Raw genomic sequence first — 22570 nt, 5'->3', positions numbered from 1 at the left:
CCTCGCGGCTCCTGCCCCTCCCGCTGACACGCTGCCCATGCCTCCCCCTGAACGCCACCCAGGTTTGCGGCGTCAATAAGCCTGCTTGCCGGTGAAGGCATTGACCGTTCGCACCAGGATCACGAAGTCGAGCCACAACGACCAGTTGTTGATGTACTCGATGTCGGAATTGACCCGCTGGATCATCTGCTCGAGGTCCTTGGTTTCGCCCCTGTACCCGCGCACTTGCGCCAGGCCGGTCATGCCGGGCTTGATGTTGTGGCGGGCGAAGTAATCGACAATGTCCTGTGAATACAGCGTGTCGTGTTGCAAGGCATGGGGGCGCGGGCCGACCAGCGACATGTCGCCGGTCAGCACGTTGAACAGTTGCGGCAGCTCATCGAGGCTGGTGCGCCGGATGAATGCCCCAACCCGGGTCAGCCGTGGGTCATTGCGCTGTGCCTGTTCGACCACGCCGTTTTCCGGCTGGTGCACATGCATGCTGCGGAATTTCCAGATACGGAACGACTCCCCGGTCCAACCCGTACGGTCCTGGCGGAAGAACACCGGCCCGGGGCTGTCGAGCTTGATGATCAACGCGACCGCCAGCAACACCGGCGAGGCGCACAGCAGGATGAGCGCGGCCAGCACGCGGTCCTCGAGGTTCTTCAGGAACAGGCTGGTCCCGGTCAGCGGCGTTTCCGACAGGGTCAGCACCGGAATCCCGGCAATTTCGCGCACGCTGTGGTTGATCAGACGCAGTGAGAAGATGTCCGGCACCCAGTTGACCGCGATGCACTTGTCGAGCAACTTGAGGTAAACATCCTGAATGACGGCAGAGCCCCCCAGAGGTGTAACCAGGTAGACCGTGCGGATGCCATGTTGGGCGATGATCTCGTCAAGGTCGGCAATGCTGCCCAACACCGGCAGGCGCTGCTTTGCATCTTGCTGGCCCTCGCGCCCCTGATCGTCTTCCTGATCGACCCAGATGCAACCCATCACCCGCTCGCCGAACCACGGGTTGTTGCTGATCTTCTGATACAGGAAGTTGGCCAGGTCGCCATTGCCGATGATCAACGCGTTATCCAGCCGCGCGTGGGCCGTGAAGCGCTTTTGCAACTCGCGCACGGCCACATGCAGGAACAGCTGGACGAAATAACCAATGACAAACAGTTGAACGACCAGCAGCCGTGAATAGGTTTCGCTCTGCTTGGTCAGGAAGGCGATGACCACCAGGAAACAGAAGGTCGCCGACCAGGCCTTGAACAACCTGAAGGCCTTTACCGAAAGCCCCACGTTGCTGCGGTAGATGGCGTAGTGGTCATAGATGACCGCCAGCGCACCGATCAGCAGCAGGAGCATGATCACGTAGTCGGAAGTGATGTAGCCGAACTGGTCGTAGATCAGGTACCACGCAACGCTGGTGACGGCGATCCCGTCCAGGCCCGCTTGAACGGCGTTGCTGACGCTACTTCTACGCTGGAGCAACGACCGACTGCTTCTGGGTTCGAAAACCATCGTAAGGCCTCACTGATCTGTGTGTGGCAAATGCCTGACCATCACAACGAAGCGATGGAAACTCACCTCAGGTACCTGAAAAACCTTTGAAATTTTGCAGCACGGCGTTTCGCGTCAATTGATATCACTGTAGCAGCACCCGGCGCTTGCTGCGGGGCAGATCGAGCGCCCCGACAGGCAGCACTCAGCTGCGCCGCTGCACGCGCTGCGCGGGCGCCCTCACATAAACCAACGCTCGCAGCAGGAACAGCGGATTACCCAGTACATAGCGTGCGAACAGGCGCTTGGGTTCCTTGAGCAGCCTGAACAACCACTCCCCGTTCAGCCGCCGCACCCAGTGCGGCGCTCGCGTTACCTTGCCGCCCAGAAAATCCACGATGGCCCCACCGCACACGATCAGGCAGGGGCTGTCGAGCGCCGCCAGCCGAGCCGCCAGCTGCTCCTGTTTGGGCATCCCCATGCCCAGCACGATCAGCTCGGGCTGTTGTGCCTGGGCGAGCCCGAGGTAAGTGTCGGCCTCGGCAAAACCATCGTGCCGTGACACCACCTGCACGCCATACCGCGCTTCGCAGCGCTGGGCGGCCTCGGACAAATACGGCTCGCGCGTGCCCCAGAACGCCACGCGCCTGCCAGTGAAGGCCGCCAGCAGCTTGGGGATGAAGTCCGTGCCGTTCATGTTGAGCCCCGGGGCCAGCCCCAGGCGCCGCAGCAATATCGCCATGCCGGCGCCGTCACGCAGCAGTACGTCAGCGGATGCCAGTGCCTGGCAGTAATCCGCCTTGCCGGCCACCAGGTTCATGGCATGGGCATTGACGAACCCCAGCACGGTTACCCGCTGCGCTGAACAAAGCGACGCCAGCAGCCGTTGCTCATGCGCCGCATCCTGAACCAGGTGCAGTTTGCCCATGATCGTCTTCCAGCGTTGCAGCCAGGCCCAGTCTCCCATCAGCTGTCATCCCGTTTCGAACGCACCCAGTCGACCTGGCGCTTGAGCAGGAACCCCAGGTACAGGGGAATTTTCCTCGCCGCATAGAACGGCGCGTACATCAGCACCGAAAACGGGATCAACGCCCGCGCAAAACGTGCCCACGCCAGCAAGACGGCAGCGCCCAACAGGCCCAACGCCAGCGTGGCAAGCCATGCAGGCCACAGCACACCCAGTAACCCGAATGCCAGCCAGCTGACCACGAAAAGCGCCATCAGCAGCATTGACAGCAAGGCCAGCGGCGGAACCAGCAGGTCGATGGCCATACCCAACAATGGCCAGTTACGGTGCACCAGAGCGCGCGCCAGAAGCTTGGGGCCCTCAGCCAGCACCACCCCCAGGTGCCCATGTTCCCAGCGCTTGCGCTGGATGCTCAGGCCTTCCTGGCTGGTGGGGAAGTGACTGTTGACTACAGCGTCCGGGCAGAACAGCGGCGGTTTGCCGAGCGCGGCACACTCCAGGCCCAGCTTCAGGTCCTCGACCAGATGCCCGGTTGCCAGGTTGACGGCCGACACGTGTTGCCAGGCAAATGCCATGCCCGCGCCCATCAACTGGCAGGGCAGACCCGCCCGTGCCCAGCCGCGCGGGCGGACCAGGTTCTTCACACGCCAGGCAAAGGCGGCGACCTGCACCTTCAACCCTGCACCGGCAGGGGCATGCATCAGGTACAGCGCTTGTGCGGGCCGGGCGTTGTCGACGCAACAGCGCGCCAGGTGCTCCAGCGCACCCGCGCCTACCTGGCAGTCTGCGTCAATGATGATCAGCACCTCGGGGGGTGACTGGCGCAGATGCTGCACCCCGAAGTCCAGGGCGTAGCCCTTGCCCCGCCGCTGCTGATCCTGGCGCTCGACCACTTGCGCGCCCGCCTCGCGTGCCAGGCTGGCGGTCTGGTCCGTGCAGTTGTCGGCGACCACCAGCAGCTGGTCGCCTTCGCGCAATTGCGGCCGGATGCTGGCGAGCGTGGACGCGATAAGCGAGGCCTCGTTGTGCGCGGGCACGAGCACGGCTAACCGCGCCCGTTGACCTTGCCGGGCAACCCGCGCCGGCTCAGGCAGGCAGGCCAGCACCACCTGGGCGAACAGCACCAGTGTCGGCAACAGCACCAGCAGCGCCGCCAGCCCCAGCAACCCGCTCAACAAGGTCAGCATGTCGGCGCCTTGAAATGGCTGACCAACCTGGCCGCCTGTGTATCGATGTCGTGGCGCTCGAGCACACGCTGGTAAGCCGCCTCGCCCATGCCCTGCAAAACCGTCACGGGTTGTTGCAGGCAGTCGAGCATGGCCTCGGTCAACGCTTGCACCGAACCTGCCGGGAACAACCAGCCGTTCTCACCCTGACGCACCAGTTCAGGAATGCCTGCCACGTAAGTAGTAAGCACCGGCCTACGCAACGCCATGGCCTCCATGATCACCACCGGCAAGCCCTCGGCAAAGCTGGGCAAGACCAGCGCGCGCGCGGCGAGGATTTCGTCGCGCACCTGCGCGCTGCTGATCCAGCCGGTAATGCGCACCTGCCCCTGCAAGCCGTGCCGGGCGATCAGCGTCTCGATCGCCCCCCGCAACTCGCCATCGCCGGCCAATACCAGTTCAAAGGCCACGCCCCGGCTCGCCAGGACGCGCGCGGCCTCGATCAGCAGCAACTGGCCCTTCTGCTCGCACAATCGCCCGACGCAAACCAGCCTTGGCGCCGCCGGTAGCGCAGGCGCAGCGCCCTCGTGGAAACTGGGTTCCAGGCCACAATGCACCACCTTGACCTTGCCCCAGTGCTCGTGCGCCACCCAGCGGAACAACTGGCTGCGCCCGAAGGAGCTGACGGCCGCAACGAACGCGGCCCGGCGCACCTTTTCGCCCAGGTGCAGGCGCTGTGCCTTGTCGAACTCTTCCGGCCCATGCACGGTGAAACTGTAGGCAGGCCCACCCAGGGCGTTGGCCAGCATGACCACCTCTGCCGAGTTGGTGCCAAAATGCGCGTGTACATGCTCGTCAGCGGAGGCCTGCAACCACTGCACCACCCGGCACGCTTCGGCCAGGTAGACCAGGTGATAGGGCCATGGGCGATCAGCGCGCCAACCCAGGCGAAGCGCCAGGCGCAAGGCGGCAAGAAACGCTTTGGGTCGCGCTCGTACCACTTCGAACAGCGGTTTCAGCAAACCCCGTAACCCCTCCTGCAGCACATAGCGGGTCTTGCCCCGTTCTGCCAGGTCTTCGGCGTCGTGCAGTTCGGCATCCCAGCCGCGCAAGGCGATACGTTGAACCTCGATGCCCTGGCGCTCCAGCGCCAGTATTTCGCGGCGGATGAAACTGTGACTGACCTTGGGATACTGATTGATGAAATAAGCAATGCGCATAGTGCCCCGAATCTGAGTCCGTTTACTGGATGGCCAGGTCTGCCGTGCTCTGCTGTACAGAGCTGCCAGCCAGGGCGGCTTGTATCTGGGCAAACACGTCATCCAGCAACGCATGGCGCCTGCGATACATCGCCCGCTTCTTGGCCGCGACTTCCTCTACCGCGCGCTGCGCGGGTGCCAGCGGAATGGTGAAAAAGTCCTCGCGGTCCGATGGCCCGGCGCCGTTCTCCTGCCAGATCACGTCGTAGTTGGCCGCCAGGTCCTGGTGCTTGTCGGTGCCAAAATAGGGGTGGCGATGGTGGCGATACTCATCCCCCACCGCATAGATGCGCACGGTCCCCAGCGTTCTTGCCACGCACTTGATCGCCTCGATCAGCAGGCTTCTGGGGCGCAAGCCCTCGAAGTCCTTGGTCAGGTCGCGGTAGATCGTCAGCGAGGTTTCGCTGTCCACCCCCTTGTGAATGCCCTGCACTGCGCCGATGTACAGGCACAGGCCCGCCGCTTCGCGGCACAGGGTGAAGGCCAGCGAGGCCACGCGCAGCTCGCCCTGGAACAGGTTGATCACCAGCTCGCCTTCGCGCTTGAACCAGATGGGCCGGTCGAGCACCAGGCGGCATCCGCTGGAGTACGCCGACAGGTCGCACAGCAGTCGGTGCTCGTCACGCTGCAACAGCAGCAACGGGGCACAGTGCGCCGCGACCACTTCATAGTGCGACGCCACCGCTTCAAGCCGCTGTGGGGCGCTCCAGCACTTGCTGATGTAGGGCCACTGCACGACACCAATGCAGTCGACGCCCAGCCGCTCGAAGCGGTCTTTGCCCAGTGCCCGTGACATGCGCAGGGCGAAAGCCTGCAAGCCGGGCCACTCGCGGGCCATCGATACCGTCAACTTGAACTTGTTGTTGAGCGCGCGCAGCGAATAGCCGGGCTGCAAGGTGAGCACACTCTTGGCTAACGACCTGAATGTCATCGACATGTCATTTGTACTCGATCAGCAGCGCCTTGCCGGACGCATACCTGTTAAGCAGGAACTTTGCCTGGCCGAGCATCTCGGGAAACTTGCCCAGCACCAGAAACACCGCCTGCCACCAGTTTTCCCGCGTCGAACGCTCGCCGCGGCGGGCCAGGCGCACGATCTGCAACGGATAGAGCAGCAACAACCACAGCCCCCAACCGCCCGACAGCAGGCTCACGGCCAGGATCGCCAGTGGCAGGTTGAGGCCCCATAACCAGGCGCGCCGTGATTCGCGCAGCCAATGGCGTTCCGGTGTCTGCCCATGCAGGTAGGCACCTTCGGCATAGGCATAACCCGCCCGCAGACTGCGCCGCCACCATTGCCCGAAACGGGTCATGGCGGCATCGTGCAGGGTCATTTCATCCGCCAGGCGCCAGACCTTCCAGCCACCAGCGCGCAAGCGCACGCAGAGCTCCGGCTCTTCGCCGGCAATCAGTTCCGGGCGAAAACCGGACACCGCCATGAACGCGTCGACACGCATCAGTGCATCCCCCCCGCAGGCCTTGGCTTCCCCCACTGGTGTGTCCCACTCCAGATCGCAGAGCAGGTTGTACACCGAGCGCTGCGGGAAGCGCTCGCGGCGCCGCCCGCACACCACTGCCACGTCCGGGTGCTGGTCGAGAAATGCCTGGGCCTTGCCCAGCCAGCCGGCATCCACTTCACAGTCGCCGTCGACGAACTGCACATGGCGGATGCCGGGCACGATGCCTTGCAGGCAGGCAAAGCCTTCGTTGCGCGCCCGAGCCGCGGTAAAGGGTTGCGTCATGTCCAGCGCCACCACTTCGACGCCAAGCCGCTTCGCCAGCTGCACCGAGCCGTCGGAGGAGCCGGAGTCGACGTACACCAGCTGGTCCGCACGGCCCGTCAGGGACAACAGGCAGCGCTCCAGGCGCTGGCCCTCATTGCGGCCGATCACCACCACTCCAATGCCTGTTTCCATGGGCCTCACTCCTCAGCTGCGGGCTGAGTCACGTGTACTGCATCGCATCGCTGTGCTTGCGCACCTTGATGGTCGCGGGCACCCCCACTGCCAGGCAGTTGTCCGGCACATCGGTCAGCACCACCGCGTTCGAGCCTATCGCCACGTTGTTACCGATGCGTATGTTGCCCAGCACCTTGGCCCCGGCGCCGATATCCACGTTGTTGCCGAACACCGGGGCGATGGGTTCGTCGACATTCTTCAGGCCCACCACCACACCATTGCGGATCCGGCAGTCATCGCCAAAACGCGCATAGCCACTGATGACGATGCCGCCGAAGTGGTCGATGACGAAGTTGCGGCCGATCACCACCTCACAGGGCAACTCCACCCCGGTGATGATCTGTACGAACTTGAACAGCACCTTGTAGACGAAGGAGCACACCTTGCGCAGCAGGGCCGGGCGTACGCCATAGCGCCAGCGACCGAAGCGGTAGACCAGCAGCACCCAGAACCCCTGGGCGCCCCAATCACCACCGTGAGCGCGCAAGTCCGCGCGGATGTTATCGAACATGGTTTCACCTACCGTGTGGGTTGGCTGGCAAACTGGGTCTTGAACAACAGCGACCAGGTGGCGCGAGTGTGCCGCCAGCATGCCTTGATCGCAGCCAGGCCGCGGCCCTTGAGCAATGCCTTGAGCGCCAGCACCAGGTCGCCCAGGCTCACCAGCAGCATGTGCAAGGCCAGCCCCGCCGCGCCGTGATGCTTGCGGAAGTACAGCAGTTCGCTCTCGATCTGATAACCGGATATCTGCCGGCTCGCCGCTTCAAGTTCGGCCACTGACTTGGAGCTTTCACCGCCGATGTGCACCACGGTGGTACCGGGGAAGTACACCACTTTCCAGCCGGCCGCCTTTACCCGCTTGCAATGGTCCACCTCTTCGTAATAGAGGAAGTAACGCGGGTCGAACAGGCCCACCTGGTCGAGCACTTCACGGCGCACCAGGTAGAAGCAACCGGGCAGCCAGTCACACTCACGCACCGAGGCGTGGTCCCAGTCCATTTCATCGACCATTTTCAGGCCCGGGAAGAAACGCCCGAGCCCGGTGCGCCCGACAAATACGTTCAAGGGTGTCGGGAAATAGCGGCAACTCGGTTGCAGGTCACCGTCACGGCCCACCAGGCGCACACCGAGAATGCCGCAATCCGGGTGGGCTTCCATGTAGTCGATGGTTTTCTGCAGGCTGTCGGCAGCCACGAAGGCATCGGTATTGAGCAGCAGCGCGTACTTGCCTTGCAGGTGCGCCAGCAGCTGATTGTTGGCGCGGCCGAAACCGACATTGGCCTTGTTGCTCAGTAACAGGGCTTCAGGGCAAACCTTGCCCAGGCGCTCGACCGAGTCATCAACCGAGGCATTGTCCACCACCAGGTAGCTGGCCAGGGCTTCGCCTCCGGCGGCGCGCAGCGCATCGAACATCGGCTGCAGCAACGAAGCGGTGTTGAAGTTGACCACCATCACATCGACCGGCTTCTTATCCATTGCTGCCGTCCCCGAAGAAATAGCGACGCCTGTGCATCGCCAATGTTGCCTCCAGCGAAGGGTCGAAGGAGCCTTTGCGTTGCTTGATCAGGTCTATCCAGGGGTAGGTGTTGCAGCGTTCCTCGACCCGCTTGATCAGGTCGGCAGTGGTGCAAATGAACTTGGCCGGGTTGCCGCCGACTACGGTACCCGGAGCTACGTCCTTGGTCACGACAGCACCGGCAGCCACCACCGAATCAGGCCCGATGGTAACCCGCGGCATGACGATCGCGCCGTGGCCGACAAAACTGTTGTCCTTGACGTCGATGACACCGACCGAGTCCAGCTTCCCGCCGTAGCAGATTTCGATCAGCGCCACCACGCCGTCATGGCCGATCAGGGTGCAATCGGACAAGCCGACGTTATTGCCGATGCGTACCAGTGCCGGGTCGGTAACGTTGCAACCGACGTTCATGTGAAAGTTGCTGCCCACCGAATAGAACTTGCCCCATCGGCACTGAAATTCGCCCCACTGCCTCGGTGTGGGTTTGCACAGTTTCAGGTAGGCGGTAACGCCTCGCCCAGTGGTGTTGGCATAATGCGCCACTGCATTGCGTATCCATCCAAACATATGGCAAGCCTCGCAAGTCAAGCGATCCTGGACTGTCCCTGAGGCGAACAAGGTCTCGTTCTTGTGGGTGCTGACCCTGTTGCACTCAACCCTTACACACCGCTACTTCAGTTTCAGTTCAACCGGTTCAGGCCGCTGCCCCGTTTGCCGAGCGCATTTTCTCGTTGAGGTGGTCGGCCAGCCTCAAGGCGAACTGCAGCAGCGGCATTGTCGGGTTCGAGGCCCCGCCGGTGGCAAACACACTGCTGCCGGCGACATAGAGGTTTTCGATGCCGAACACCTTGCAGTTGATATCCACCACCCCGTCCTTGGCACTGGCCGCCATCCGCGTGGTCCCCATGTGATGTGCATGCGGCGACAGCATCAGCGGCAGGCTGGTGTCGTAGACGTAATCGCTGAGCTTGATGAAACCCAGGCCCATTTCGGCGAACTGCTTGGCCAGTTCGTTGCCGATGCACTTGATGGTGTGCCGGTCATCGGCGCTCAATACCCAGTTGACATTGACCTTGGCCACACCCAGTTCGTCCTTTTCATCCAGCAGCGAGATACGACTCTGAACGTTGGGGAACTGCTCGATCAGCGTGGTGATCACGCCATCGCCCGGGCAGCTGAACTTGGCTACGAATTCGATCTTGCTGGCCACGCCCATTTCACAGGCCAGGTTTTCCAGAAAGCGCTTTACTTCGGCCGTGCGGCCGTAGGTCCGCACATCTTCCAGCACAGACGCCAGTACATTGCCCTTGCCGGCGTGGTATTCGGCGACGAAGGCATCGGTGGTGAAGTACTGACGCGGCTCGGTGTCCTCCCCGCTGCGCAGGATGAACTTGCCCATGTCGATATTCAGGTGCTCCATGAAGCAGCGACCGACCAGGCCGTCCTTGCGAACGATGCCCGCGTCGGCCAACGACTGGCTGTTGAGCAGCTGCCTGGCGTTTTCAATGGCGCCCATGGCCAGGATATAGTTGCGCGCGATGACCGGCTGACGCTTGCCGTCGTAATCGGACACCTGAACAGCTTTCAGTTGGCCTTTGGCCTGATCGAACAGGAGGTCGACGCAGTTGCAGTTGATGAACACATCCAGCCCAGGCGTTTCCTCGAGCTCCGTGGCGTATTTCTGCGCAAAACGTGTTGGCGGGCTGAGCAGGAAACGGTCGGCGTCGAAATCGCCACCTTTCAGGCCCGGATTCACCGCGCGAAACTCAGCGCCCTGGGGCAGGTCGACGATCTCCATGGCGCCCGGCAGATAGCGCTCGATTTCAGCATAAGGGATCGGCCAACCGGGCATGTCGCCTGGCGGTGGCACGGCAAAATCAGATTCGGTGAAGGGCCGGCAACGCCCCATCCAGTGATTGGAGGTGCCGCCCAGGTAACGCAGGCGGGCTTCCCCGGGATATAGCTCGAGGCCGGTGGAGGTGCACTTGTACAGCACCTGCGAGCGCGGTGTGTATTCGCGCCCGCCCCCTTCGAGCAACGCCACGCTCCATCCCGCACCCGCCAGGCGCAAGGCCAGCGTGATCCCCGCAGGGCCTGCACCGATGATGCAGAAGTCGTAAGCGTGACGCAGGGTCTTGTCGGCGTCGTAATCCTTGATCATGAGCGTCCGTCCTGGCCGTCCTGGAAGTAGCCAACCGGCAACACCCAGCCATTGATGATGACGAAGCCACCCTTTGCCGCAGGTTTGCGCGCAGCATTGGCATTGTCATTCAAACCGAACAAGGCCGCTCCGGCACCCAACAGGACACAATTGCGAATGAAGCCTCTGCGCCCCAGCAACGGCGTACAAAACTGCAGCTTCCCCATGATCACAGCCCCATACCGTTGATTTTATTATGCCCCGCGCTCTGCTGCGGGCCTTGTCGGGCGACCATCAGGGTCAATCGAAAAAGCGCGTCAACCGAGCGGCACAGAGTGCCCCTTTGGCAATCATAGGCATAACCAGCGCCACGCGCCTGTGCTGGAAACTTCGCATCGCCACAACTTCAATCGACTGCATGACGTCAATCTCTGACCGAATGGCTAGAAGTCACTATAGTTTCATTTAGCCACGATGCTAGCCTCCATCCAGCCCACCGAGGGATAGGTGCCTACAACCCATGCCAGAACATCTACGAGCCCTGGTCGTCATTGTGTTTGTGGCCAGTGTGGTTTTCTTCATGGCCCGGCGTCCGGCAACGGACCTGATCCCCCTGACGGACTACAAGCGACGCCGCAACCTGTGGTTTGCCTTGACCCTGGTGGCATTCTTTGCCCACAGCTTCTGGCTGTATGCCGCCGCCGCCACGGTCATCCTGCTGGTCGCCAGGCGCCGCGAGCACAACCCGCTGGCGCTGTTTTTCCTGCTGTTGTTCCTGATCCCGCCGGCTATGACCGAAATACCCGGTTTTGGCGTGATCAACTACCTGTTCGACATCAACCACCAACGCGTCCTGACCCTGTGCGTGCTGCTGCCGGCCGCCTTGGTGCTGAGCAAGCAAAGCGAGAGCATTCGCTTCGGCCGCCTGCTGGCCGACAAGCTGTTGCTGGCCAGCCTGGTGCTGACCAGCGCGCTGGCGTTGCGTGAGACCACCGTCACCGACACGCTGCGCCAGGTGCTGAGCCTGTATATCGATGTGTTCCTGCCCTACTACGTGGCCAGCCGTGGCTTGCGCGAGCTCAGTGACTTCAAGGATGCCATGCTGGCATTCGTCCTCGCTGGCTTCCTCCTGGCGCTGCTCGGGGTTGCCGAGTATGTCCGTCACTGGCTGCTGTACAACGCCCTGCTCGATGCTCTGGGCCTGCAATGGGACATGAAGGCCTACCTGAGCCGCGGCGGCTCGTTGCGCGCCAGTGTCACCACCGGGCAAGCCATCGTGCTCGGCTACGTGATGGCCGTTGCCATGGGCCTTTTCCTGTTCGTGCAGCACTTCGTGCAGAAACCTGCGCACCGTTATCTGGGCGCCCTGTTGCTGGCCGCCGGGCTGTTCGCCCCGCTCTCGCGCGGCCCGTGGATAGGTGCCGGCGTGATCGTGGTGGTGTTCATCGCGTTGGGCAGGCACGCCGTGTCGCGCCTGGCGTTGCTGGCCCTGGCCGGGGTGCTGGCGATTCCCTTGCTGAGCGTCATGCCTGGTGGCGACAAGGTGCTCGACCTGCTGCCGTTCATTGGCAAGGTCGATACGGAAAACATCACCTACCGCCAACGCCTGCTCGACAATTCATGGATCGTCATCCAGCGCAACCCGCTGTTCGGCTCCTTCGATTACCGCAGCACACCGGAAATGCAATCGATGATCCAGGGCGAAGGCATCATCGACATCGTCAACACCTACGTCGGCCTGGCTTTGCGCGTCGGCCTGGTGGGGTTGGGGCTGTTCCTGGGCTTCTTCGCCTGCATCCTGCTCGGTATCCGCAACGCGATGCGCACGCTCACCGACAACACCGACCCGTACCGCCTGTTGGGGCGGGTATTGCTGGCGACCTTGCTGGGGATCCTGGTGACCATTTTCACCGTCAGCAGCATCACGGTCATCCCGATCGTGTACTGGTCGCTTGCCGGACTCAGCGTCGCCTACATCCAGATGATGCGCCGACAACCCGCGACGGAGCTCAGCCAGGTAACCGCCGTCAGCCTTCAACCGAGGTAGTTCGATGCCCAGTCTTGCCCTGTGTACATGGACCCGCACATCGCTCCTGGTCGGCCTGCTGGCTTTGCCGGTGAGCAGCTGGGCAGCGGAATGGATCGTGCGTGTCGACGAGCAGAACGGCTTGCCGACATTGACCCACGGGGGGGGCCCGGCCTTCGTATCCAGTTTCGACTTCTGGGGCGCGAACTGGGGCTGGACCGGGTTCTATCCAACGCTCAAGGTAGAGGGGCCCTACCGCTACACACTGACTGGCAGCAACAAGGACCTGGACTTCGACCTGAAGGCCGACATCCAGAAGCCCCAGGCGCAAACCCTCACCTGGGACTTCGACCTGCAGGCACACAGCAGGCAGAGCAACGTGATGGGTGGCGGCATCGTCTGGCGCTTCGACCCCACGTTGATTGCCGGGGAAATGGGCGACCCGGTGCTGTTGCCTGATAATCGCGGCTGGGCGTGGGGCAAGAACCCCCAAGGGCCACACGTCGAAATGCGCTTCGAGCCGCCGCTGGCCAAGGTTTATTTCGAACGGGGCAACACCGACCAGATACGCACCTTCTTCTACGCCGACCCGATCAAGGCCGGGCAACAGCGGATCAAGGCGCAGTTGAGCGTGACCGGCGATATCACCCTCGGCCAGACCGCCACGGAACGCTTTGGCATCACCGACCCCACGACATGGCCGGATGACCAGCTCGACTGGCGCACCTCACCGGTCGACCTGTCGTTCCTCAACGCGCCGGAGAAACCGGCCGGCAAGCGCGGCTTCGTCAAGGCCGATGGCGAGCAGCTGGTGTTCGCCGACGGCACCCCGGTGCGTTTCTGGGGGACCAACCTGTCGGCCTATTCGCTGTTCCGTACGCCCGACGAGGAAATCACAGCACAGGCCAAGCGCCTGTCGGCCCTGGGCTTCAACCTCGTGCGCCTGCACCACCACGACTCCCCCTGGGTAACGCCCAACATTTTCGGTGACCTGCAGAAGATCAAGGACACCCAAACGCTCAGCGCCGAGTCGCTGAAGAAGATCGACCTGTGGATCAAGAGCCTCAAGGACGAAGGTATCTACGTCTGGCTCGACCTGCATGTGTCGCGGCCCGTCACGGCCGCCGACAACATCTACGGTTTCGACGAGCTGCCTAAGGACCATGGTGTCGCCGGCCTCAAGGGCTACCTGTTCGTCAACGTCACCCTGCAGCAAGCGCTGAAGCGCTTTGCCGAGCAATACCTGACCCACGTGAACAGTTACACCGGGCTCGCCTACAAGGACGACCCGGCGATTGCCGCCGTGCTGATCACCAACGAAAACGACGTCACCCACCACTTCGGCAACGCACTGCTGCCCGACAAGGATGTACCGAAACACAGCCGGCTCTACATGGACCAGGCCAAGGCCTTCGCCCAGCGCCACGACTTGCCGGCGGACAAGACCTGGCGCGCCTGGGAGCACGGCCCCTCGAAGCTCTTTCTCAATGACCTGGAGCAGCGCTTCTACGTCGACATGATCGGCTACCTGCGCAACCTCGGGGTCAAGGTACCAATCGCCACCACCAGCACCTGGGGCCTCAATGGCCTGTCCTCGCTGCCAGCCCTGACTGCTGGCGACGTGGTCGACGCCCACAGCTACGGCGGGCTCGGCCAGCTGGAGAAGAACCCGCTGAGCAGCGATGGCATGATCAACTGGCTGGGTGCGGCCCAGGTGCTGGGCAAGCCGATGACCGTCACCGAGTGGAACGCCGAGCCCTTCCCCCTGCCCGATCGCCACTCACTGCCGCTGTACGTGGCCGGCACCGCCAGCCACCAGGGTTGGGATGCGATCATGCAATACGCCTACAGCCAGCAGGCATTCTTCGAACCGTGGCGCCGGGCCGACAACTGGAATGCCTACAACGACCCGGGGCTGATCGCTACCCTCCCCGCCGCCGCCCTGCTCTATCGGCGCCAGGACGTGCACCAGGCCAAGACCCGCTACGTGTTCGCGCCCACAGCGGCGACCCTGTTCAACCAGGACATCTCACCGGCCAACTCGGTGATGCTGCGCACGGCTATGGAGAAGGGCCGGCTGCAGATCGCCATGCCGCAAACCCCAGAGCTGCCGTGGCTGCAGGCCGGCGCGATACCCGCCGATGCGCAGGTGCTGAAAGACCCTGGGCAATCGCTGATCGATGGCGATGCCAGCGAAGCGGTAACCGACACCGGTGAGCTGCGGCACAACTGGCAGCAGGGCCTCTACACCATCGATACGCCCATGACCCAAGCGGCGACCGGCTGGTTGGGCGGCCAGTCGCTCACCGTGGGTGACCTCCAGCTCCAGCTGAAAACCGCCTATGCCAGCGTCGTGGTGCAGAGCCTGGATGCCAACCCGCTCAAGCAGTCGCGCAACCTGCTCATTTCACTGGGCAGCCGCGCCGTGCCCAGGCCCGACGACGTAACGCCATTCCATGTCGAACCCCTGCAAGGCAGCCTGAGCATCAAGGCACCGGCGGGCCTGAAACTCTATAGCCGCAGTGCCGATGGCAAAGAAAATCCCCTGCCTGCGAGCTACAAGGATGGGCGCTACCTGATCACCTTCGATGGCCAGCACATGGCCAATTGGCTGTTCTTGAAATAGGGCATATCGCCATCTACAGTCATTGAAGCCCTGTATTCCAGGCATTCGACGCTGCGTCTGCTCCAGGAGGATTGGATGAAGTACTTGGTTGTCGGTGGTGCAGGTTATATCGGCTCACACATGGTCAAGCACCTGCTGCGTGCCGGCCACGAGGTGGTGGTGGCGGACCTTCAGGCGCCGGCATCCGGCATCGAATGGGTATGCCTGGACATCGCCGACGGCCACGCGCTGGACGCCCTGTTCAGCGACTATCACTTCGATGCGGTATTCCATTTCGCCTCGTTCATCCAGGTCGGTGAGTCGGTGGCAGACCCCGACAAGTATTACCTGAACAACGTCTGCGCGACCCTGAGCCTGCTCGAGGCCATGGTGCGGGCAGGCATCAAGCGGCTGATCTTCTCTTCAAGTGCCGCCGTATACGGCGACCCTCAGTACGTGCCCATCGACGAGCAGCATCCCAAGGTGCCGATCAACCCCTACGGGCGCAGCAAGTGGATGGTTGAACAGATGCTCGAAGACTTCGACCGGGCGTATGGATTGCGTTCGGTGAGCTTGCGTTATTTCAATGCGGCCGGTGCTGACCCAGACGGCGAACTGGGTGAATGCCATGAGCCCGAAACCCACCTGATCCCGCTGATCCTGAAGGCGGCCTCTGAGAGGCGCGAGACCGTGACGGTGTTCGGCCATGACTACGACACTCCGGATGGCACTTGCATGCGTGACTATATCCACGTCGCCGACCTGGCTTCGGCGCACGCGCTGGCCGTGGATTACCTGCTGGCCGGGGGGGCGACCACTGCGTTCAACCTGGGCAACGGATTAGGGTTTTCGGTGCAGGAAGTGATCGAGACTGCACGGGCGGTTACCGGGCGGCAGATCACTGTCATTGAAGCGCCACGTCGGGCTGGCGACCCACCCCGGCTGGTGGCGGATGCTGAAAAAGCCAGGTCAGTGCTGGGCTGGCAGCCGGCGCTCACCGCACTGGATCAGATCGTGCGCCATGCGTGGGAGTGGGAGTTGAAGTATCCCTGGAAGTAATTTTACTGTTAAGGAAAGAAACTTTCGCCCACCCCCGGAAACCTGCATGAACCTCGATGCACTAAAACTTGCGGCCATCAAGCTACGCAGCCTGCTGGAGCAGCATGAGTACGATGAACCGGCTGCAGCCTTATTGCTCCAGGCCTTGAGCGGGCTGATCGAGCAAGCAGTCAATCATCAGATCACGTCACCCATGGAAGCTCGAGACATCCCTGGCCATCGGTACTTTACCGAAACGCCTTTGGGCGGCTATCACGAGCTGGAGCATGCATTCGCCACTTTTTACATAGAGCTCATCGATGGCCGAAGCTCGAAAGCCTTCCAGAAATTAAAGGCGAACATGAACGCGTCGAAGTAGCGGCGACATCGACGCGGGCTGCAGCCGCGCATAGCGCTGACAAGCCTTTCGGCTCAGGCGAGGTCGTCAGTAATACGTCCGCGGTTGCTCATCCGCCTTGTTCAATACCGCCCCGACCAGATTCGACGACGCCAGGTGATACAGGCAATCCTCGATGTCCTTCTTGCTGTTCATGCCATTGGCCACCACCAGCAGCACGCAGTCGAACTTCGGCAGCACGGTGATCGCGTCATCCGAACTCAGCAGTGGCGGCAGGTCGAAAATGCAGATCCGCGAGTCATAGCGGTCGCGCAGCTCGCCGATCAGGGTGTTCACCTTGGGCGACGACAGTACCTCGGTGGACATCGGTACCGGCTCGCGCGTCGGCAGCACGACAAAGCGCGGCAGCGTCGGGTTGACAAGCGCCTCTTCGAGCCAGGCCTTGCCATTGAGCACATCGTTCAGGGCTTTATCCATCGGCAAGCCGAGGGTGCGACCAACCCTGGGGCGGCGCAGGTCGAAGTCCACCAGCAAGGCGGTCTTGTTGGTGTGGTGGGCGATGCTCATGGCCAGGTTGACGGCCAGCACCGTCTTGCCCGCCTCGGGCGTTGGCGAGGTGATCGCCAACGTGCGCCAGCCATTGTCCTCCATGGCCTGCAGCACCTGGGTACGCAGCAGGTCGATCGCCCCGCTCATGTTCGAGTTCTTGTTGAAGGAGACGATCCGGTTACGCTCCAGGTGTTCCGCACTCAGCGGCACCACCTTGGTCTGAATGTAATCGAATTGCCCGAGCTCCCCGGGCTTGTCCATTACCGAAGGTACCTGCGCCGTCTCGGACGTGGCAGGCGAAACCTGGTGAATGTTCTTACCAGCCGGCGTAATTCTGTCCATCGCTGCGCTCCCTATTCAAACCGAGCCATAGCTTTGAAAAGCAGGAGGTCCAAAGGCATGTAGAACATATGGACGACCACCAACAGGATAGCTACCAGCAGCAAACCAGCACCGATCATCATCGACAGCAGCTTCTTGCGCCTGGCCTTTTCTTCGTTGGTCGAGATGTACGGCACCGCCACCAGCACACGCCGGCCCAACACGCTTTCCAGGGCACCGACACCGCGCACGCGCTGATTGAGCATTTCCAGCAGCATCACCAGGCCACCGCCAGCGGCCGGTGCCAGGACCAGGCCGAGGGCGACGATTTTCTTGCGGTTGGGCTTGACCGGTTTCTCCGGCATCAGCGGCGGCTCCAGCAGCACGAAGCGCTCGGCCTTGTTTTCCTGCTCGAGGCTTTCGGTGATCTTCGCGCCCATCTGCTTGTTGCGGATTTCTTCGTATTTCTTGCGTGCGTTGTCATGGTCACGCAGCAGCGTCACCAAGCCGCGCTCGACTTGCGGCGCCTCGAGGATGTCAGCCTCGTAGCCTTCCATCTTGGTGGTCAGCTGGCGCTTCTGATCGGCCAGCGAGGCGATGCGCGACTGCGCAGCAGCCATCTTGGTCCGTACGCGCGCGGCGTCGAGGTTGCCGCCGGCTGCTGCGGCAATGCCCTGGTTATCCGATGCCTTGAGCGCGTCGATCTTGCGCTTGATCGCCACCACGTCCGGATGCGCTTCGGTGTATTTGGTCAGCAGTCGGGCGTACTCGGCCTTCAACCCAGGCAGATCCTGAGGGTCTGGGGCAACGGCCCTGCCATTGGCCGCCTGAGTCGGCACGCCGGAATTGGCCGCCGCCAGTTCCAGCTCCAGATAACGCAGTTCTTCCTGCGCAGCCTTGTAGTCACGGTCCACCTCACGGAACTCAAGTTCCGAGCGCGACAACATGCTCATGCGCAACTGCTGGTTTTCAGGCAAGGCATTAGAATGCGCCTGCTTGAAGTCCGCCAGCTTGTTTTCCAGGTCGGCCAGTTCGGCGCCGAGCTTGTCGGCTTCCTGTGAGAGGAATTCGGTGGTTTCGGTGGCGCGCTCGGTGCGCTGCTTCATGTTCTCGTTGAGGAACAGCGACACCAGTTCGTCGGCCACCTCCTTGGCCACGTCCGCGCGCTTGTCTTCATAGGAAACGGTGAAGGCCACGGTGGCCTCGCCGCGTCCCTTGACGTAGGTGCTGAGCGTGGCGACCACGATCGCACTGCGCATCTGCTCGACCTTGTCGGTTTCGCTGAAGCGGCTGCCACGGTCGGCAAACAGGTTGTACTTGTCGATGATCCGCATCAGGTTCTCGCGGGTCATCACCCGCTGGCGGATGACCTCGATACGCTCATCGGCAAAGGTGTTGTTGCCGGCCGAGACCAGGTCCGGAGAGATCTGTTGCGACTCCACCAGAATGGTCCCGGTCGACTGATAGATCGGCGGCACGCTGATTGCCACGCCGATGGTCGCCGCCAGCACGACCACTATGACGATCCCCAGCAGCAAGGCACGGTCCTTGATGATGGCGATGTAATCTTTGATAGAAAGCTCGTACTCAGATTTCATAGTGGCCACCAATCCGATAATCAGATGTCGGGGTATCTATACGTCAGCGTCAAGCCAGCGATGGTAGCGTCGGCATCGGGCAGGCCATCCTGTTGGCGCTCCTTGTACAGCAACGAAAACCGCAGGTCCCAAGCCGGCGAAAACGCTCGGCTGGCCCAGACGCTGTAGGTCTGCAGGGTGTTTGGGTTCTGTCCTTTGCTGTCCTGCCACCAGGCATCTGCACCGACCCGGGTGGTTTCAGTGAGCAGGTAGCTCCAGCTGCCACGCACCATGTCCATCTCGGCAGCACCGCCCTGGGCGTTGGACATCGTGCTGCGGTCGGCACTGAAGCTGGCCTCGGTGCGCGCACCGCGGTAAGTCAGCGATGCGCCGCCTTCACCACGGCGCTGGGTACCGGTACCGTCAGTCTGGTTGACGCCAACATGCATGGCGCCGACCAGGCTGTCGGAGAACTGATACTTGACGCCAATGCTGGGGACGTAGCTATTGGTGGCGACCGCCGCGCTGGTGTCATCGGGCTCGTAACGCCGGGCTTCGAAACCGGTAATGATGTCGGTGCGCTCGCTCCAGGCATAGGTCCAGGTGAAGTCGTTGGCGTACTCGTCGTAACCGGTCAGCGTGCTGATGTCGTAACTGGCATGGGAGTAACGAAGTTCGTTGGCCAAGGTGCTGCGCTCGGTCACCGCGCTGCTCCAGTTGCCCGAAAGCCTGGACATCTTCTGGGTGCCATCGGTGGTGGTCACCACGCCGGTATCCTGCACCGCACCCGAAAGCGTCGAGCTCTCATCGTATTGCGCCAGCAAGCCAAAACCGCCGCTTTCGGTTTCGCGCTGCCAGCCCAGGCTGAGGTTGGGGTCTTCACGGTCATCCATCACCGAGCGGTCGGATGAGCGCAGCACATGCATGCCCACGCCCATGCGCAACTGATCGCGATCGAACTGACCTACCAGGGTGTAATCAGGCGCAATGATGGTACGCGTCACACCTTTCTCCTTGGACGTCAGGAGCAATGGGTTGCTGTCGTACTCGACAGTCGTGGGAACCTCGACTGAAGACTGCCAGCTGGCGGCATCAACCATTCCGGAGAACGGCATCATCATGATTGCCGTTACAACACTCGTCGTTTTATTGATAGGCACAAGTCGTTCTTAGTTATTAGGAGAGTCAGGGTACGACCAGCGTATCGCCAGCCTGAAGTTGGAAGTTAGTGGACATGTCACGCCCAGAAACCAGATCCTTGTAACGCACCGGCATGACCTTTTGGCCGCGAATGACCTTGATGGCGCTTTCGTCGGCGAATTTGTCCATTCCGCCCGACATGCTCAGGGCCTGAAGCACCGCCGTAGGGCCTGCCATCGGTACCGGGCCGGGCTTGATCACTTTGCCTTGAACATACACCAGATTGCCAGCGGTGCTGGTGACCACCACGCTGACATTCGGCTGGGCCAGATAAGGCTTCAGCGCGGTCTCGATCTTTTTCGCCACGGCGGTGGCTTCGAGGCCTGCGACATCCACCCGACCCGCCAGCGGGAAGGTGATACTGCCATCGGGAAGGACCACGGTTTCCTGACGCAGGGTGTCTTCCTGCCAGACCGAGATCATGACTTTGTCACCGGGGCTTAACAGGTAGGCAGAAGAGGAAGTGTCGGCAGCGGCGGTACCAGACCAGGCCACCAGGGCGCAGAGAACGGACATCAGCAAACGTACCATGAGGGATCCCTCCGGCCGGTCGGCCCAGGTTAAGAGCACTGAATGAGTACAACGACGAACCTCTCGCTCCGCTTCGCAGCTTGCTTGAGTGCTGCGACGGCCCCACCCATCCTGGAGGCCCTTTACCGCGATGCCGCCCTGCCTGCTTTTTTGCCGCTGTTCGCGCCGAGGACGCTGGCTACTGGAATATAGCAACAGCTGTAAAATTCACAAGCATGGACCACCCGGAAAAACGTAAACATCCACACTTTAGCGTCAAGGCATTGGCATCGCGATAAAGCGGGAACAACTTAGATCTTCTTTCTACCGGCCACCGCGATAAAACCGATCACGGCAGACGCAAACAACCACCCCGCCGTGGAGAGCGGAACAATGGTATTTTCGGTCAAATAAGAGTCAGCCGCTCGCGCTGCACCAGTCAACAATACCAACAAGAAGAAAGACTTGATGAGCAGAGTCGAGCGCATAGACGCCTCCTGCAAAGAGGAAAGTTGTTATTGATTTGGCGGAAGACTGGATCGCTGTTGATTTGAGCTTATGGGCACAATGACATTACGTCAATGATCCGACACCATAATAAATCTCAATGGGATACGGCTGGCTTCGTCAAAATGCCGTCAGCATGAATTTGCTGGGTTCGACGCCCTGCCAAGGCTGCATGGCGGCGCGCAGCCTGGCAGTGGATTGCCGGCACATCGGGATCAATAAGGGAACAGATCCAGCGTTCGCTCCACTTCATCGATATCGATGGTGAAGCCTTCGCCTTGCGGCATCCCGACAACGAAACCGAAGTGCTGGTGATCGCGATCCGTCAGGTATTTGTAATAGCTCACGAACCGGTTTGGTGGCTGCAGGGCCAGTATCGAGCCGCCAGGCTGCAATACATTGACGCCATGCACCAGCTGACTGCCCTCGACCCCAATCACTGTCCTGGCCCCCGCGCAGGCAGCGACGATGCCTGGCACATCCGTTTTCATCGGGTCGATGATACGAAAGCCGCGGTATTTCTGCAGGTGCGCGGCAACTTCCAGCTCATTGCGCATCAGGCGCAAGTCGCCATCGCTGCCGCGCAGGATGAACACGCCGGGGTGGGGCGCCGCGTCGACGTGCGACAGCAACTTGTCACCCATGGCGCGGTAGCGTGCGTACCGGCTGCGGTTGTTGCTGAGGTCATCGAACAGCACCAGTTCATGGAAGAACGCGCCTCGCGTGCGCAATGGCTGCATGCCCAGCCAACGTTCATACGCCGGCCCTTGAGTGAACAGTGGGTAACGGGCCGACGGCGCCGTGGTCACCGGCACGCCTTCGTCGCAGGCCAGGGCGTAGGTCGGGCAGTCTTCCATCAGCCAGGTGCCGAACCAGGTATTGCCATTCTGGGTGCAATAGATGGCCCCACGGTCGATTTCATGGTCCACCGCAACGCCTGGGAAGCGGCTCGGCTTCAATGACAACCAGTGGCTGGCGCTGCCTTTGTACAAGGCGCCGTCGATCAGCCAGACATCCTTGAGCAGGTAGCCGCGGGTGGGGCCTTGCTCGACCCTGATCCCGCCTTCCATGGTACGGGCGGGATGCACATACGGATAAAAGCGCTTGGCCTCCCAGCCCGTCACCCGCTCCAGCTGATTGGGCAGATAGAAGGCCGGCGGCGACACCGTGGTTTCTCCAGGGGCGATATCCCAGGACTTCTCGGCGATGCGTTTGATATCGATGTCTGCCTTGCGCGCCAGCCGCTTTCTCGCGATGTGCCGGTAGGCCGCCAGGGTCCAGGTGTGCTGGCTGGCGGCCGAAGAGCCACTGAAATTCGAAATGCCGCTACCCATGAAGCGCCCCTCCCGATGTGACAGGTCTCTGGCCTGATGCAAGGCACGCACTCCAGGCTT

General features: G+C 61.8%; 21 protein-coding genes. 4 read left to right on the top strand and 17 right to left on the bottom strand.

The genetic code is table 11. The annotated features are described in order from the left end of the window. Positions 1–72 precede the first annotated feature (72 nt). The 11 genes from ACIPZ5_RS10530 to ACIPZ5_RS10480 form a co-directional block, all read right to left on the bottom strand. A complete protein-coding gene (locus tag ACIPZ5_RS10530) occupies positions 73–1497 on the bottom strand; it encodes an undecaprenyl-phosphate glucose phosphotransferase (protein ID WP_261940138.1) in 1425 nt (474 codons plus the stop codon). A gap of 184 nt (positions 1498–1681) precedes the next feature. Next, positions 1682–2443 carry a WecB/TagA/CpsF family glycosyltransferase gene (locus tag ACIPZ5_RS10525; RefSeq protein ID WP_400808381.1) on the bottom strand — a complete coding sequence of 254 codons (762 nt, stop codon included), beginning with the start codon at positions 2441–2443 and terminating at the stop codon, positions 1682–1684. Then, on the bottom strand, positions 2443–3630 hold the full coding sequence (locus tag ACIPZ5_RS10520; protein ID WP_400808378.1) for a glycosyltransferase family 2 protein: 1188 nt from the start codon (positions 3628–3630) through the stop codon (positions 2443–2445). The genes ACIPZ5_RS10525 and ACIPZ5_RS10520 overlap by 1 nt, the downstream gene beginning before the upstream one ends. Then, complete coding sequence (locus ACIPZ5_RS10515; protein ID WP_400808377.1) at positions 3624–4829, bottom strand: glycosyltransferase; 1206 nt, start codon at positions 4827–4829, stop codon at positions 3624–3626. The genes ACIPZ5_RS10520 and ACIPZ5_RS10515 overlap by 7 nt, the downstream gene beginning before the upstream one ends. Before the next feature lie 22 nt (positions 4830–4851). Continuing rightward, a complete protein-coding gene (locus ACIPZ5_RS10510) occupies positions 4852–5799 on the bottom strand; it encodes a DUF535 family protein (protein ID WP_400808614.1) in 948 nt (315 codons plus the stop codon). Positions 5800–5806: 7 nt separating this feature from the next. Beyond that, positions 5807–6784: a glycosyltransferase family 2 protein gene (locus ACIPZ5_RS10505; protein WP_400808374.1), complete on the bottom strand. Its 978-nt coding sequence runs from the start codon at positions 6782–6784 to the stop codon at positions 5807–5809. A 28-nt stretch (positions 6785–6812) separates the two neighbouring features. Next, complete coding sequence (locus ACIPZ5_RS10500) at positions 6813–7337, bottom strand: serine acetyltransferase (RefSeq protein ID WP_313710931.1); 525 nt, start codon at positions 7335–7337, stop codon at positions 6813–6815. Positions 7338–7345: 8 nt separating this feature from the next. Then, positions 7346–8302 carry a glycosyltransferase family 2 protein gene (locus tag ACIPZ5_RS10495; RefSeq protein ID WP_400808371.1) on the bottom strand — a complete coding sequence of 319 codons (957 nt, stop codon included), beginning with the start codon at positions 8300–8302 and terminating at the stop codon, positions 7346–7348. Next, a complete protein-coding gene (locus ACIPZ5_RS10490) occupies positions 8295–8912 on the bottom strand; it encodes an acyltransferase (protein WP_261940145.1) in 618 nt (205 codons plus the stop codon). Before ACIPZ5_RS10490 ends, ACIPZ5_RS10495 begins: the two co-directional genes overlap by 8 nt. Before the next feature lie 127 nt (positions 8913–9039). Then, the gene (locus tag ACIPZ5_RS10485) at positions 9040–10506 is read right to left on the bottom strand and encodes an FAD-dependent oxidoreductase (RefSeq protein WP_400808368.1); all 1467 of its coding nucleotides are present in this window, start codon (positions 10504–10506) and stop codon (positions 9040–9042) included. Then, positions 10503–10712 (bottom strand): hypothetical protein, encoded by a 210-nt coding sequence (locus ACIPZ5_RS10480; RefSeq protein ID WP_400808366.1) that lies wholly within the window; start codon positions 10710–10712, stop codon positions 10503–10505. Before ACIPZ5_RS10480 ends, ACIPZ5_RS10485 begins: the two co-directional genes overlap by 4 nt. 293 nt (positions 10713–11005) lie before the next feature. Between ACIPZ5_RS10480 and ACIPZ5_RS10475 the strand changes: the two genes are divergently transcribed. The 4 genes from ACIPZ5_RS10475 to ACIPZ5_RS10460 all read left to right on the top strand — a co-directional run bounded on the left by ACIPZ5_RS10475 (position 11006) and on the right by ACIPZ5_RS10460 (position 16533). Beyond that, on the top strand, positions 11006–12532 hold the full coding sequence (locus ACIPZ5_RS10475; protein WP_400808364.1) for an O-antigen ligase family protein: 1527 nt from the start codon (positions 11006–11008) through the stop codon (positions 12530–12532). A gap of 4 nt (positions 12533–12536) precedes the next feature. Then, positions 12537–15137, top strand: coding sequence for a glycosyl hydrolase family 5 (locus ACIPZ5_RS10470; protein ID WP_400808361.1), 2601 nt, complete (start codon positions 12537–12539; stop codon positions 15135–15137). Between the two features lie 75 nt (positions 15138–15212). Next, on the top strand, positions 15213–16175 hold the full coding sequence (gene galE / locus ACIPZ5_RS10465) for a UDP-glucose 4-epimerase GalE (protein WP_400808358.1): 963 nt from the start codon (positions 15213–15215) through the stop codon (positions 16173–16175). A 46-nt stretch (positions 16176–16221) separates the two neighbouring features. Next, the gene (locus tag ACIPZ5_RS10460) at positions 16222–16533 is read left to right on the top strand and encodes a hypothetical protein (RefSeq protein WP_400808355.1); all 312 of its coding nucleotides are present in this window, start codon (positions 16222–16224) and stop codon (positions 16531–16533) included. A 66-nt stretch (positions 16534–16599) separates the two neighbouring features. On the opposite strand, the gene ACIPZ5_RS10455 is transcribed toward ACIPZ5_RS10460, so the two are convergent. The 6 genes from ACIPZ5_RS10455 to ACIPZ5_RS10430 all read right to left on the bottom strand — a co-directional run bounded on the left by ACIPZ5_RS10455 (position 16600) and on the right by ACIPZ5_RS10430 (position 22510). Beyond that, positions 16600–17403 carry a CpsD/CapB family tyrosine-protein kinase gene (locus tag ACIPZ5_RS10455; protein WP_400808353.1) on the bottom strand — a complete coding sequence of 268 codons (804 nt, stop codon included), beginning with the start codon at positions 17401–17403 and terminating at the stop codon, positions 16600–16602. An 11-nt stretch (positions 17404–17414) separates the two neighbouring features. Further along, entirely contained in the window at positions 17415–18980 is a 1566-nt protein-coding gene (locus tag ACIPZ5_RS10450) for a GumC family protein (protein WP_400808350.1), read from the bottom strand. A 20-nt stretch (positions 18981–19000) separates the two neighbouring features. After that, a complete protein-coding gene (locus ACIPZ5_RS10445; protein ID WP_400808348.1) occupies positions 19001–20119 on the bottom strand; it encodes a hypothetical protein in 1119 nt (372 codons plus the stop codon). A 25-nt stretch (positions 20120–20144) separates the two neighbouring features. Beyond that, positions 20145–20690 (bottom strand): polysaccharide biosynthesis/export family protein, encoded by a 546-nt coding sequence (locus ACIPZ5_RS10440; RefSeq protein ID WP_085679806.1) that lies wholly within the window; start codon positions 20688–20690, stop codon positions 20145–20147. Positions 20691–20980: 290 nt separating this feature from the next. Further along, on the bottom strand, positions 20981–21157 hold the full coding sequence (gene eppA, locus ACIPZ5_RS10435; RefSeq protein WP_261940155.1) for an EPS-associated small membrane protein EppA: 177 nt from the start codon (positions 21155–21157) through the stop codon (positions 20981–20983). A gap of 234 nt (positions 21158–21391) precedes the next feature. Further along, positions 21392–22510 carry a glycosyltransferase family 61 protein gene (locus ACIPZ5_RS10430; protein WP_400808345.1) on the bottom strand — a complete coding sequence of 373 codons (1119 nt, stop codon included), beginning with the start codon at positions 22508–22510 and terminating at the stop codon, positions 21392–21394. Between the last annotated feature and the right edge of the window lie 60 nt (positions 22511–22570).

Source organism: Pseudomonas sp. NPDC089428 (assembly GCF_044749325.1).
Classification (GTDB): Bacteria; Pseudomonadota; Gammaproteobacteria; order Pseudomonadales; family Pseudomonadaceae; genus Aquipseudomonas.
This window is presented reverse-complemented; position numbering and strand designations above follow the sequence as displayed.